Below are 14,858 nucleotides of genomic sequence, written 5' to 3'. Positions count from 1 at the left end.
ACAGATGTTGTGTTGATAAACGGTTGGCTGTGTTGCCATCCATTGAGTGAGGTGTTGGCATCAGACATACCGGGTGTACTTTTTCGGATCGAACGCTTCGCGGATCCCTTCGCCGATGAAGGTCACCATGGTCAGGACCGACACAATGGCGAACACTACCGAGCCGATGATCCAGTAGGCATTGAGGTTTGATTTCCCCTGTTGCAGCAGATCGCCCCAGCTCGGGGTCGGCGGCATCAGGCCCAGCCCGAGATAGTCCAGTGCCGTCAGCGTCGTGATATTGGCAACAATGCCGAACGGTGCCAGGGTGATCACCATGACCATGGTGTTGGGCAGAATATGTTTGACGATCACCCGCCACAGGCTGGCCCCCTGCGCCCGGGCAGCCAGGACATATTCCCGGGCTTTTTCTTTATAGGTCATGGTTCTCATGTACCAGGTGATACTGATCCAGCCGAACATCACATTGATCAGGACAAACAGGAAGAAACTGGGCTGGATAATGGAGACCATGATCATGATGACGTAGAGAAACGGCACCATCGACCACACCTCGATCACCCGTTGCATCACCAGGTCGAACTTGCCGCCGAGGTATCCCATCAGCGAGCCCACCAACACACCAATGGTGTAGCACAGGGTCAGGGTCAATAAGGCGAACCAGATGGCAATCCGGAAACCGTAGATCAGGCGTGCCAGGACATCGCGTCCGGATTCATCGGTGCCCAGATAATGCTGGCGGTCCAGCGACGGCGGGTTCGGCGGATAGCTTGTCCCGTCGAAGTCCTGCTCGTAAGGATTCCAGGGAATCACCGGCATCAACACCCAGTTGCCTTTTCCTTCGGTGGCAAAGTGTTGTTTCAGGTCGCGATAATTGGCCTCGTAGCCGTAGTTCAGGCCGAAGGTCTCCCCGGTGTTTACTGCTGAGTAAGTCGGGAAGTACAGCTCGCCTTGGTAGGAGACAACCAGGGCCCGGCTGTTGACCAGCAGCTCAGCGACACAGGAGAGCAGGATCAGGGCCGCCAGGAGGACAAAAGAATAGTAGCTTCGTTTGATCGAGCGGAAGCGGTTGATTTTCTTTAGGGTCAGTGGATTGAGTGCCATCATTTAACTCCCGAATTTAACCCGTGGATCGACCAGGGCAACACACAGATCCGAGAGGATGTTGCCCAGCATCAGCAGCAGGGACGACATCGCCAGGATCCCCATCACTACCGGGTAGTCCCGCTCGATGATCGATTCGTACCCCAGTAGGCCGATGCCGTCGATATTGAATACCACCTCAATCAGAAACGAGCCGGCGACAAAGACTGAAACCACGTTCCCCAGATGGCTGGCAATCGGGATCAGGCTGTTGCGCAGGGCGTGTTTGCGGACGGCCTGCCGGAAGGGGAGCCCCTTGGCTATGGCGGTTTTGACATAATCTGCCGCCAGGTTTTCCAGCAGGTTGTTTTTCATCGTCATGGTGAGAATGGCGAAATCGCCGATGATGTAGCACAGCAGGGGCAGGGCAGCATGCGCAAACAGGTCGGCAATTTTATCCGGCCACAACAGGTCGTCAAAATCATCGCTGACGAAATCACCCATCGGGAACCAGTCGAGATGGAAAGCAAAGAATGAGAGCAGAAAGACCCCGACCACGTAATTGGGCAGGGCGTAGCCGATAAACACCATCACCGAGCTGACATGGTCGAACCGGGAGCCGTGTTTCATGGCTTTGAGGATCCCGAGCGGAATCGACACCAGGTAGCTGATCAGGAACGTCAGCAGGCCGTAGAAGAGGGAGACGGGCAGGCGTTCTTTGATCATGTCCCACACCGGCTCGTAATAGCGGGTGGATTCTCCCAGATCCAGGGTGATCAGCTTGCCCAGCCATTCGGTATAGGCTTCAAACATCGGTTTGTCCAACCCGTAGAAGGCGTTCAGTTCGGCAATCTGCTCCTCAGACAGCGTTTGTGATCCCTGTTGGTTTCCGCCGCCGCTTTCCATGGATTGGGATTGCATCTGGGCAATCATTCGCTCCACCGGACCGCCGGGTACAAACCGGGTCAGGGCGAAGACCAGCAAGGTGACACCAATAAAGGTGGGAATGATCAGTAGTAATCGTCGGCTAAAATAAGCGAGCAAAGCAGACTCCTATTCATCCTTAGTCAGGCTGACCGGCGGTTGGGTATTCCTACCCTGGGCCGGTTTTCTTCTGTGTTCGCATAGCGCACGCCTTCCCCTGAGGGCTGGACCTCACCGAAAGATGCTGTCCGGGCAAGCGGTGGCGGCATCTGATGAGCTGGGCTGTTGATCGCACAGAATGAGTAGAAAAGCCGGATATGCGAGATATCCGGCTGGGTTGAGTGACTTAGTAGTAAGCCGGAAGGACCGGCAGCTGCTCTAGCGCATAGCGATACTGGATGTATTCGCGTCGATCCCATAGCCAGATGATTTCCGGGTCGATGTCATAAATTGTGGCATCTTCAGGAATCTCATTGATTTCCTGGCTAATATATGACGCGTAGTTTTTCGCGCTATCCAGTAATATATTGAGGTAGTCTGGATCAATATCCTTATAGACACGCATGGCATTCCAGGCAGCGTGTAAGTTCTCTTTTTTATGGCAGCGGCTGTTATCGGTTGCTGGTGAATAACAGTCATCTGCTTTATTAAAAGTAAACTTGGCTGGTTCGGTAATGATTGGGAAACCTTTCCCTCTGAAAAGTGATTCAAAGTGCGTGGCCGACTCGAGCTCCTCAATTGCCGCAGGGTCTCGTAACAGAATCACTTGAAGATCTTTCAGGCTTCGAAGTCCTTTCGTGTTTAGGTTGCGCTTAGTGCGTGGGTTGGCCTTCTCCAGTTTTGCTAATTCAACATCCTTACCATTGATAAGCAGGGCTTTTTCTGCCATATGCTTCGCCAGACCATTACGTCGGGTAATAAGGTAGTTCCGGGCTTTCCAGCTAAACTGGAAGCTATCATTTTCATCACTGCCCATGCTTGGCTGAGTTAGCGTAATGTCATCGATCAGATCTTTTGAGCTGTCAGATAACCCATATTCTTGTCCCCAACCGAAAGCAACAAGGTTATGAAGCAGCGCGGAATACAGTGGCGTAACAGTTTCCTGCGAAAGCTGAAAGTACCATTTCAAACCAACCAGATATCCAGGGATATCAATCGAGCGTTTAATATCAGGCACATAGCGTTTTATCGTATCCTTTCTTACGCCGTCTTTATCGATAAAGATAGGATCCCTGTATGAATCCATACCAAAGCCTAAGTAGCCCAGATAAGTTTTCAGCTTTTGTGGTGTACCCTGAGTGCCACTTTGAGTGCTGGAAATGTCGATCAGGGCCATATTCGACTTGTCGTTACTGCTGTGGTAAAGGCCGCTCCGTTTAACCAGCAGTTGTGCAGCCAGTAATTTGTCCGGCCATACACCAAGCAAATCAACGGCACTGTGACTATTTTGGTATGGGTTGTTAGCCCGCATATTATCTAGAGGGCGACCATCCCGAGTTTCAGACAGAACGGTGATTTTCTGGAAGCCATTTTCCATGACCGATGTCAGTTCAGGATCAAAACAAGAACGCGGTAAGTCTGTTTTGTGCTGAATCGCGCCTTGATACTGAAGCCACAAATTGGATAGTGGAATAAATTTATAGCTCGGGGAGCTACCGTCCATGTCTATTTTTACTTCACAAACCTTATCTGGTGTTTCCAGGATCTGAATGAAGAAGTTTGCGGCCAGTAAACTTGCATCATAGGTGTCACAGATTATTTTTTGAGATTCATTTAATGACTTACGCTTATAAGCTGGTGTACAAGAGCGGGTATAAAACTCGGATACATTGCTACCGTAGCTGTTTTCTCCTGCGGTGTTATTGACCATAGCAATCAGATTGTCATATCGGCCAAGGTCTTCAATGACATCCCGGATTTGTGAAAATTGGTTGATGCGATGCAGAGAATAATTGTGAAGGTTGAAATCATAGAAATTTTCTCGGTTATCACGACGATTCACTAGATCATAGTTGTCCCAGTATTTCTGAATGCGGAATTGAGTCAGCTCCAGAACATTGGTGCCTTCATCAAAGCGGTTACAGGTGGTCTGGCTGGTCACGTTTTCATCTGTACAGAAGTTATACTGTTTCAGTTTTGTATCAGGCGAGTCATTTTTCAGGTGCTCTGCCAGTTCATCCAGGATTCCTCGCGGATATGCGTTATAGTTGTTTTCCAACGTTTTATCGAACGCTTTAAGGCTAACCATTTCGGAAGTTTGCCCATTGATATTATCAGGCTGGAGTGTTTCTACTTTTCGCCCGTAACCGTAGCGCAGTGCGGCAATATCATATTTACCGTATGTCGGAAGCTCATCAAAAATTGATGCACCGTAGTCCATGACAGAACTGTAAGCCGGAACCTTTTCATACCCTAGGGTATTGATTTCATCCTGCTGGTAGAAATTGGCCTTATCGACTGAACCCATAAAGTTATGACGCAGGCCCAAGTTGTGGCCAAGTTCGTGCACCAGGGTTGATTTGAACATGTGTCTGGTGATGGCATCACTAACTTCTTGCTGCTGGTCTTTGTTCAGATGATTCCACGACTTCAGCTTAGTGTTGACTTTCGCGGTGTAGTCTTGAGCTGAGGGCTCCAGGCCTTGGTTATCAAAGTAACCACCGCTCAAGTAGTCAATTCCTTTGATAAGGCCTTTCGACTTGGTGCTGACCCACATAAATTCAGCCGCGTACATGTTTTGTTCGGCCATTTTATTGAGTTGCTTTTGATAGTCGGCACTAGCCCTGCTCAACGTATCTGCTTCTTGTTCAGGTGGTGTCAACCAGCGTGGTACCCCATTGATAAAGCGGGGCTCAGACTGAACCAATGGGGCACTTGTTGCTGCGGTTACAGATATCAGAGAACTGCCGTTATGATCGTTATCGTTTGCCACTATACTTGCAGTGTTGTCGCTTGGCGGCGCTTGAGGAATAAACTGAGCCGGGCGTTCAATTTCTTCCCGGTTATAGCGCATGACCAGCTCATTCCACATCCGCCGGGAGGTCGAACGGATCACGCCGGCATACTGGTTGACGTGGGCATGAACGATCTCGCCGGTCAGCGGGTTTGAGGCCGAAGGCCCATAGCCCAACAGACCGTTGTCGACTGGATCAGTGATTAGGTTGAGCACGTTATAACGTAGATCGCCGGTATGAACACCAGCCGGCTGGCTCTCATTCATGATTTTGATTGTCGGAACGCCGGTTCCTTTCAGGGTACGGTTGATCTCACGGATCGTTTCTAGCGTGACATCCAGATAAAGCTTGTTCTCTTTGTCAAAGTAGCTGTCGCTCAAGTAGTACTCTATTGGGGCATTCGGATTGAACCGCTTGAGTAAGTTAAAGCTCTGACCTTGCAGGCCTGATTCTCCGGTTAACGAACGCTGGCTTTTTTCCACATTAAAGAAGCCAAAGCGTAACGAGTCACGGCCCGGGGCCTGAACTATTTGGTAGTCAGGAGATGCGAGTTTGTCGAGCTTAACCAGAGAGTAGAAAAAACGGGTTTTGAAAGATAAGTCTTCCAGGTTGTTGCCAAACAAGTAGGCGTCGTCCGGACTGGCGGAAAAGGTGCGCTCCACTTCGACATTAATGGTGCCGCTTTCGGCATCGTATTCCCAGTGAGTGACACGAGGATCTGCAGTTTCATCGACGTTATCAGCCGTCCACCAGGCATCCACGGTATCGACCGCCAAGGATTCAATCCCGGCATAATCCGGGGTGAAATGGGTTGTTTCTTCCCAGTTCAGGTCAGCATCTTCATTGAGCTCTTCCTTGTTGGTGCACTCATCGTAGTTATCCTCGGCACAGCGGTATTGCTGGAAGGTACCCGGGATCTTGAGTACAGGTGCCTGGTTGATCACGTCGGCGTAACGGCTTTCCTCGCCGGGCTTGATGGTGTCGCGGTCGATCTCCTCGGCAATAATCCCGTTTTGTTTGTCAAAGCGGAGTTTGACCAGTTTTGGGGTACCCTGGAAGAAACCACGTTGGGTAACGGCATAACGGGGTGTTGCCCCGGTGGATGGCATATACAGCCACAGAGATTCGGTATCCAGCGAGCTCTTGGAGATTTGCTCTGTTGCCCGAGGGAGTGTGTCATAACTTCGCTCTTCGGCACCGCAGCCATAGAGCGCAATGCTCACCATGGCGGCTATCGCTAACTTCTTATACATGTTGTGTTTACCTTTTTTATTCTTTGCTTACAGGGTGTAATTCAGCGTGATGTAGTAGGTCGGCTTTTCTAGATCAAACAAATCGTTAAGTGGACTCGGCCCTCGGTCCGGGTCGTAGTAAGTCGCGCTATTGGTCATACCGAGCGCGGCACTGAATGGGGTGGTGATTTGATAGCCGATTTCGGCAGCATAGGTCAGCTTGGGTGAGTAGCGAGTGCCGCGGTAGCTCCAGGACTCAGCACTGACAAAGTTAGTGCTGAAGAACCATTTGGCTTTGGTGTAATCGACAGTCAGGAGGTTGCTGAAACGGTATTCTTCCAGCGGATGACCACCGGCTGTGGTGTATTGATGGAAGTTTTTCCGTAGCCGGATCGCATCACTGACGGTGAGTCCCGACAGCCAATGATCCAGCACCAGGGTAAATTTCACGTCACCGCGAATTGCAGTTTGCAGATCGTTTTTAACGGAGGTGTCGGAGATCGGAATCAGCACACGGCCACCGACGGACATTGACAGGTTGTCTGTTGGTGTCCAGAGGTTGCGACGGGTGGCGGTGAGCCAGAAATCATCCCAATAGTCGCCTCTCTCACCGTCAAAACTGTGTCGCCCGGAGATGAGTGCTGAGAATTGTGTGTTGTCGTTTAAGTTGTAAGTGATCGTTGCAGATGCCGCGAGGTTACGCTCTGCCAGATAACTGTTACTGTCATAGGCATTTCTGCTGTAGTCAATTCCAATCGAAGCTCCCCACTTTTTCCCTGGAGGAGACGGCTGCGTTGACTCTTGTGCATAAATCCCTGTCGACAGCAAAGCAGGTACCATGGCGTAGATTGCCAGGTTGTACTTCATGACGTGCCCTGTTCCCTGTATGTGTATTCATGACGGCGCTCCATATGGCCGCATGAGAATCGTACTGTTTTAGTTATGATTAGAGCTGGAATACTAATTGACATGCTTCGAGCAATAAATCGCTATTGAGAAAGTATCACCAGCTAATTCGCCGGGTATTGAATAATGAAACCAAGTGTTGCTTCTAAAAATTCATGTAATTTCATGAAAACGAAATAATCAGGGTTTCATCACGGGAAACATGATTTTTTAGAGCCTATATCTGAAATTTGGCTGTTTGCTCGAGTTTCGTGTCAAATACGGTTTTCAATCGCCATGAAAGGGAGGGTACGATGCCTGGCAGAAGCTCCATCTTTGGTGGCTGGGGGCTCAAGCGCTGAGTTTCATCCCGTCAACCGAACCTGATGTACGCACCGAGATTTCGGGTGGGAGATGGGCAGGACAGGCCGTCAGTATCGCAGCGCTTCTCTCATTTTCTGTCCTTTATCACACTTACCGGATAAACCCGGCCTTCTTTCTCTGACCGTTGGGGTGAAGTCGTTACTATTCTAACTATCTGAAAGTAATTAAGAGAATAGGCATCTTGTCATCGCAAATCCCCACTAGCCGTTATGGCGGCATCGTCGATCAGGTGAAGCGACAAATCAAAGAAAGGATTTGGTTGCCGGGTGAGCGTATTCCTTCGGTTCGGGTGATGAGTAAGGCACAATCTGTCAGTGTGATGACGGTGTTGAAGGCTTATGAGCAGTTGGAAGCCGAAGGATGGATCTATGCCAAGGCGAAAGCCGGGTACTTTGTCGCGGCGCATTTTAATCGCCTTTCTGAGCCGGAGCAGGCGACGCCGCAAATTGTAAATCGCTCGATCCGGATCAACCGGCATGTGTTCGAAGTGCTTCGGGCGTGTAAACAGCCTGATGTGGTGCCATTTGGTTCTGCTTTTCCGGATCCGTCTCTGTTTCCGGTCCCGGCGATTGGACGCTTGCTGAGCCAGGCCATAAAAACCATGCCGATCAATAGCAGTATTTCGGATCTGCCGCCGGGGAGTCTGGATTTACGGCGGGCAATTGCGCAGCGTTATTTGAGGGACGGAATTGAGGTTTCTCTCGATGAGCTCGTGATCACGTCGGGAGCTATGGAGTCGTTGGGTTTATGCCTGGCAGCCGTGACCCAGCCAGGCGACAGTGTAGCGATTGAGTCGCCAGCTTTTTATGGCGCCCTGCAGGCCATTGAACGGTTAAACCTGAAGGCGGTTGAAATCCCGACGCATCCGCGTGATGGCATGTCTCCGGAAGGTCTCGAGCAGGCCATTGCTCAGAATAATGTCAAAGCTTGTTGGTTGATGAGTAAATTCCAGAACCCGCTAGGCGCGACAATGCCGGTGAGCCGACAGCAGGCAGTGTATGAGGTGCTGGCCCGGCATGATATTCCGCTGATCGAAGATGATGTTTATGCCGAGCTTTATTTTGGTGCCGAAAAGCCAATGCCGCTCAAAGCGCTGGATGATCGAGGATTGGTTTTGCATTGTTCGTCTTTTTCCAAGTGTCTGGCGCCCGGACTCAGGGTGGGGTGGGTTGCTGCCGGTCGTTACGCAAGGCAAGTCGAAGAGCTCCAGTTCATGTCGACCTTGTCGGTTGGGGCACCGAACCAGCTGGCGCTGGCGCAGTATCTTCACCATGGGGGATATGATAATCACCTCCGGCGATTACGGCGGACTCTGGTACAGCGGCAACAGCAGATGCTTGGGGCGATTGAGGAAAGCTTTCCGGCCGGGACCCAGGTAACACGTCCGGCTGGCGGCTATTTCTTGTGGGTGGTTTTGCCGAAACCAATAGATACATCAGAGCTCCTCACGGACTTGTTGGAGCGGTATCAGATTAGTATTGCACCGGGGACCCTGTTTTCTGCGGATCATCGCTATCAACATTGTATGCGGATTAATTGTGCTTATCCGTGGGATGAGAAACATCAAACGGCGCTGTACCAATTAGCGGCTTATTTAACAGAATTGTGTGAAAAGCGCTAAAACAACACCTGTACTAATGTAATTCAAGCTGAACTGTTCTACATCGATCGTTTCGGGGTGTGTTTTGATGACCTTGTCGTTTGGATAAGGAGACAAAGGTATGAAAACTCATCCTGAGCGTGATCAAATCAAGTTAATCGTTGTTGCTATTATTTGCGCGGCGCTAGTGGTATTCGGACATCTGATTCTATCTAAAAGTCTGGCGGAGCAACTTTGGGTCGAATATACCGCAGCTGCGATCCCTTTCGCGTTATTCGCGATTGGGGTTTTATCGTTTCGTTATGCCGCCGCCAAGGATGACGCCGATTAAAGATGGTGTGCTGATTGCTCGTTGTTTTACATCGCCTCCCCAAATTGCTTGCAAACCAGTCAATAACGGCTGGTTTGCCTGCTTTGTGAGCGATTGGTTTGGCGGGGCTGTTTTTTTTGAAATAATGGCTTGCCAACCTAAACCAAGTCTCTATAATGCCGCCTCACCGACACGGAGAGCTGCTTCTTAAATAAGAAAGCAAGCAACGAGTCGGAGTGGTGAAAGCCTTCAAAAATAAAGTTTCAAAAAGTGTTTGACACTTCCCTTTGAATCCTTAGAATGGCGCACCTCCTCAGGGCGAAAGCGAATGAGGAATTGTTCTTTAACAATTTGACCATGCAATCTGTGTGGGCACTCGTGAAATGATAGTCAAAAGATTTATCAGTGAACTGAGTGACCAAAACGACATGGCTTCGGCTATATCGGCACAGTCAATTTATCAGTAATCACTGAGCCGTTTCTTCGGAAACAACAAAACTTTAATTGAAGAGTTTGATCATGGCTCAGATTGAACGCTGGCGGCAGGCCTAACACATGCAAGTCGAGCGGCAGCGACTTAACTGAACCTTCGGGGAACGTTAAGGGCGGCGAGCGGCGGACGGGTGAGTAATGCCTGGGAATATGCCCTGATGTGGGGGATAACCATTGGAAACGATGGCTAATACCGCATAATCTCTTCGGAGCAAAGAGGGGGACCTTCGGGCCTCTCGCGTCAGGATTAGCCCAGGTGAGATTAGCTGGTTGGTGAGGTAACGGCTCACCAAGGCGACGATCTCTAGCTGGTCTGAGAGGATGATCAGCCACACTGGAACTGAGACACGGTCCAGACTCCTACGGGAGGCAGCAGTGGGGAATATTGCACAATGGGGGAAACCCTGATGCAGCCATGCCGCGTGTGTGAAGAAGGCCTTCGGGTTGTAAAGCACTTTCAGTCGTGAGGAAGGCGGCCAGGTTAATAGCCTGGTTGTTTGACGTTAGCGACAGAAGAAGCACCGGCTAACTCCGTGCCAGCAGCCGCGGTAATACGGAGGGTGCGAGCGTTAATCGGAATTACTGGGCGTAAAGCGCATGCAGGCGGCTTGTTAAGCCAGATGTGAAAGCCCGGGGCTCAACCTCGGAATCGCATTTGGAACTGGCAGGCTAGAGTCTTGTAGAGGGGGGTAGAATTTCAGGTGTAGCGGTGAAATGCGTAGAGATCTGAAGGAATACCGGTGGCGAAGGCGGCCCCCTGGACAAAGACTGACGCTCAGATGCGAAAGCGTGGGGAGCAAACAGGATTAGATACCCTGGTAGTCCACGCCGTAAACGATGTCTACTTGGAGGCTGGGGTCTTGAATTCTGGCTTTCGGAGCTAACGCGTTAAGTAGACCGCCTGGGGAGTACGGTCGCAAGATTAAAACTCAAATGAATTGACGGGGGCCCGCACAAGCGGTGGAGCATGTGGTTTAATTCGATGCAACGCGAAGAACCTTACCTACTCTTGACATCCAGAGAACTTAGCAGAGATGCTTTGGTGCCTTCGGGAACTCTGAGACAGGTGCTGCATGGCTGTCGTCAGCTCGTGTTGTGAAATGTTGGGTTAAGTCCCGCAACGAGCGCAACCCTTATCCTTGTTTGCCAGCACTTCGGGTGGGAACTCCAGGGAGACTGCCGGTGATAAACCGGAGGAAGGTGGGGACGACGTCAAGTCATCATGGCCCTTACGAGTAGGGCTACACACGTGCTACAATGGCGCATACAGAGGGCTGCGAGCTAGCGATAGTGAGCGAATCCCAAAAAGTGCGTCGTAGTCCGGATTGGAGTCTGCAACTCGACTCCATGAAGTCGGAATCGCTAGTAATCGTGGATCAGAATGCCACGGTGAATACGTTCCCGGGCCTTGTACACACCGCCCGTCACACCATGGGAGTGGGCTGCACCAGAAGTAGATAGCTTAACCTTCGGGAGGGCGTTTACCACGGTGTGGTTCATGACTGGGGTGAAGTCGTAACAAGGTAGCCCTAGGGGAACCTGGGGCTGGATCACCTCCTTAACGATATGACGCATTGTTTGATGCAGTGTCCACACAGATTGCTTGGTTAATAGTAAAAGACAACAGTGTCCCATTCGTCTAGAGGCCTAGGACACCGCCCTTTCACGGCGGTAACAGGGGTTCGACTCCCCTATGGGACGCCACTTTCTAAACATACTTACGAGTGCCGTTAGAAAGTGTCTATCCCTCGGGATACAAACACATGCTCTTTAACAATCTGGAAAGCTGACTAGTAAATTGAATGTTTGACATTCAATACTAAAGTTTCATCGAAAGATGGAACGAGTTCTCAAGCAACACACATTCAAGTGTCTTGTGTATGTTTGCTTTCACTTTTCAAAGTGAAGACAGACAAAGAGTCCGGCAAAACAAACTAATCCGTCAAGTCATTGATGGAAACCTTGGTTGTTTGCGATACAGACCCCTTGGGGTTGTATGGTTAAGTGACTAAGCGTACACGGTGGATGCCTGGGCAGTCAGAGGCGATGAAGGACGTACTAACTTGCGATAAGCGTAGATGAGGCAGTAAGAGCCACTTGAGTCTACGATTTCCGAATGGGGAAACCCAGCTGCAGCAGCAGTTATCAATACGTGAATTCATAGCGTATTGAGGCGAACCGGGGGAACTGAAACATCTAAGTACCCCGAGGAAGAGAAATCAACCGAGATTCCGGCAGTAGCGGCGAGCGAAACCGGATTAGCCCTTAAGCTTTTTATGCGTCAGGTGAAGGCTCTGGAAAGTGCCGCGACACAGGGTGATAGCCCCGTAACCGACAACGCATTTAAGGTGAAAACGAGTAGGACGGGACACGTGTTATCTTGTCTGAAGATGGGGGGACCATCCTCCAAGGCTAAATACTCCTGACTGACCGATAGTGAACCAGTACCGTGAGGGAAAGGCGAAAAGAACCCCTGTGAGGGGAGTGAAACAGAACCTGAAACCGTGTACGTACAAGCAGTAGGAGCCCCATCACTAAGCTATTGTGCCTTAGTGACAGCAATTACTTCCGTTTGACTGTGGTTAACAACGCGCAGCGTTGGTCAACCCACAAAAATCAAGCAGAGGTGGCTTAGTGATGGGGTGACTGCGTACCTTTTGTATAATGGGTCAGCGACTTAATTTCAGTAGCAAGGTTAACCGTATAGGGGAGCCGTAGGGAAACCGAGTCTTAACTGGGCGTGCAGTTGCTGGGATTAGACCCGAAACCAGGTGATCTAGCCATGGGCAGGTTGAAGGTGCGGTAACACGCACTGGAGGACCGAACCGACTAATGTTGAAAAATTAGCGGATGACTTGTGGCTAGGGGTGAAAGGCCAATCAAACCTGGAGATAGCTGGTTCTCCCCGAAAGCTATTTAGGTAGCGCCTCGGACGAATACTACTGGGGGTAGAGCACTGTTAAGGCTAGGGGGTCATCCCGACTTACCAACCCTTTGCAAACTCCGAATACCAGTAAGTACTATCCGGGAGACACACGGCGGGTGCTAACGTCCGTCGTGGAGAGGGAAACAACCCAGACCGCCAGCTAAGGTCCCAAAGTTATCGCTAAGTGGGAAACGATGTGGGAAGGCTCAGACAGCCAGGATGTTGGCTTAGAAGCAGCCATCATTTAAAGAAAGCGTAATAGCTCACTGGTCGAGTCGGCCTGCGCGGAAGATTTAACGGGGCTAAGCGATACACCGAAGCTGCGGCAATGCATTTTATGTATTGGGTAGGGGAGCGTTCTGTAAGCCGTTGAAGGTGTGCTGTAAGGCATGCTGGAGGTATCAGAAGTGCGAATGCTGACATGAGTAACGATAAAGGGGGTGAAAAACCTCCTCGCCGGAAGACCAAGGGTTCCTGTCCAACGTTAATCGGGGCAGGGTGAGTCGACCCCTAAGGCGAGGCCGAAAGGCGTAGTCGATGGGAAACGGGTTAATATTCCCGTACTTCTTGCTATTGCGATGGGGGGACGGAGAAGGCTAGGTGGGCCTGGCGACGGTTGTCCAGGTTCAAGGGTGTAGGCTGTAATCTTAGGCAAATCCGGGATTACAAGGCTGAGACCTGATGTCGAGCCGCTACGGTGCTGAAGTCATTGATGCCATGCTTCCGGGAAAAGCCTCTAAGCTTCAGATAGCAAGGAATCGTACCCCAAACCGACACAGGTGGTCGGGTAGAGAATACCAAGGCGCTTGAGAGAACTCGGGTGAAGGAACTAGGCAAAATGGTACCGTAACTTCGGGAGAAGGTACGCTGCCGGCGGTAAAGAGACTTGCTCTTGGCGCTGCTGGCAGTCGCAGATACCAGGTGGCTGCAACTGTTTATTAAAAACACAGCACTGTGCAAAATCGAAAGATGACGTATACGGTGTGACGCCTGCCCGGTGCCGGAAGGTTAATTGATGGGGTTATCTTCGGAGAAGCTCTTGATCGAAGCCCCGGTAAACGGCGGCCGTAACTATAACGGTCCTAAGGTAGCGAAATTCCTTGTCGGGTAAGTTCCGACCTGCACGAATGGCGTAATGATGGCCACGCTGTCTCCACCCGAGACTCAGTGAAATTGAAATCGCAGTGAAGATGCTGTGTACCCGCGGCTAGACGGAAAGACCCCGTGAACCTTTACTACAGCTTGGCACTGAACATTGACCCTACATGTGTAGGATAGGTGGGAGGCTTCGAAGCAGGTACGCCAGTATCTGTGGAGCCGTCCTTGAAATACCACCCTTGTAGTGTTGATGTTCTAACGTCGGCCCTTTATCGGGGTTGCGGACAGTGCCTGGTGGGTAGTTTGACTGGGGCGGTCTCCTCCCAAAGCGTAACGGAGGAGCACGAAGGTGGGCTAATCACGGTCGGACATCGTGAGGTTAGTGCAATGGCATAAGCCCGCTTGACTGCGAGAATGACGGTTCGAGCAGGTGCGAAAGCAGGTCATAGTGATCCGGTGGTTCTGAATGGAAGGGCCATCGCTCAACGGATAAAAGGTACTCCGGGGATAACAGGCTGATACCGCCCAAGAGTTCATATCGACGGCGGTGTTTGGCACCTCGATGTCGGCTCATCACATCCTGGGGCTGAAGTCGGTCCCAAGGGTATGGCTGTTCGCCATTTAAAGTGGTACGCGAGCTGGGTTTAGAACGTCGTGAGACAGTTCGGTCCCTATCTGCCGTGGGCGTTGGATGATTGAGAGGGGCTGCTCCTAGTACGAGAGGACCGGAGTGGACGAACCGCTGGTGTTCGGGTTGTGTCGCCAGACGCATTGCCCGGTAGCTAAGTTCGGAATCGATAACCGCTGAAAGCATCTAAGCGGGAAGCGAGCCTCAAGATGAGTCATCCCCAAGGCTTCAAGCCTTCTGAAGGGTTGTCGTAGACTACGACGTTGATAGGCAGGGTGTGTAAGCGCTGTGAGGCGTTGAGCTAACCTGTACTAATTGCCCGTGCGGCTTAACCATACAACA

6 protein-coding genes, 1 tRNA gene and 2 rRNA genes are annotated in these 14,858 nt (G+C 50.9%); 5 read left to right on the top strand and 4 right to left on the bottom strand.

Going from position 1 to position 14,858, the window contains the following annotated elements:
* Window positions 1-60: 60 nt before the first annotated feature.
* The 4 genes from NNL38_RS13655 to NNL38_RS13640 all read right to left on the bottom strand — a co-directional run bounded on the left by NNL38_RS13655 (window position 61) and on the right by NNL38_RS13640 (window position 7,060).
* Window positions 61-1,107: an ABC transporter permease gene (locus NNL38_RS13655; protein ID WP_255388568.1), complete on the bottom strand. Its 1,047-nt coding sequence runs from the start codon at window positions 1,105-1,107 to the stop codon at window positions 61-63.
* Window positions 1,108-2,127, bottom strand: a complete 1,020-nt coding sequence (locus NNL38_RS13650) for an ABC transporter permease subunit (RefSeq protein ID WP_255388567.1) — start codon at window positions 2,125-2,127, stop codon at window positions 1,108-1,110.
* A gap of 226 nt (window positions 2,128-2,353) precedes the next feature.
* Entirely contained in the window at window positions 2,354-6,214 is a 3,861-nt protein-coding gene (locus tag NNL38_RS13645; RefSeq protein WP_255388566.1) for a zinc-dependent metalloprotease, read from the bottom strand.
* Window positions 6,215-6,241: 27 nt separating this feature from the next.
* Entirely contained in the window at window positions 6,242-7,060 is an 819-nt protein-coding gene (locus NNL38_RS13640) for a hypothetical protein (RefSeq protein WP_255388565.1), read from the bottom strand.
* A 583-nt stretch (window positions 7,061-7,643) separates the two neighbouring features.
* Between NNL38_RS13640 and NNL38_RS13635 the strand changes: the two genes are divergently transcribed.
* The 5 genes from NNL38_RS13635 (at window position 7,644) to NNL38_RS13615 (ending at window position 14,852) form a co-directional block, all read left to right on the top strand.
* On the top strand, window positions 7,644-9,083 hold the full coding sequence (locus NNL38_RS13635; protein WP_255388564.1) for an aminotransferase-like domain-containing protein: 1,440 nt from the start codon (window positions 7,644-7,646) through the stop codon (window positions 9,081-9,083).
* Between the two features lie 100 nt (window positions 9,084-9,183).
* Window positions 9,184-9,393 carry a hypothetical protein gene (locus NNL38_RS13630; protein ID WP_255388563.1) on the top strand — a complete coding sequence of 70 codons (210 nt, stop codon included), beginning with the start codon at window positions 9,184-9,186 and terminating at the stop codon, window positions 9,391-9,393.
* A gap of 480 nt (window positions 9,394-9,873) precedes the next feature.
* Window positions 9,874-11,425, top strand: a 16S ribosomal RNA gene (locus NNL38_RS13625).
* 67 nt (window positions 11,426-11,492) lie between these two features.
* A tRNA-Glu gene (locus NNL38_RS13620) sits at window positions 11,493-11,568 on the top strand.
* 294 nt (window positions 11,569-11,862) lie between these two features.
* A 23S ribosomal RNA gene (locus tag NNL38_RS13615) occupies window positions 11,863-14,852 on the top strand.
* The 16S and 23S rRNA genes sit together here with 1 tRNA gene alongside, the layout of an rRNA operon.
* Window positions 14,853-14,858 lie beyond the last annotated feature (6 nt).

Origin of the sequence: Photobacterium atrarenae (assembly GCF_024380015.1) — a bacterium.
GTDB classification, from domain to species: Bacteria; Pseudomonadota; Gammaproteobacteria; order Enterobacterales; family Vibrionaceae; genus Photobacterium; species Photobacterium atrarenae.
This window is presented reverse-complemented; position numbering and strand designations above follow the sequence as displayed.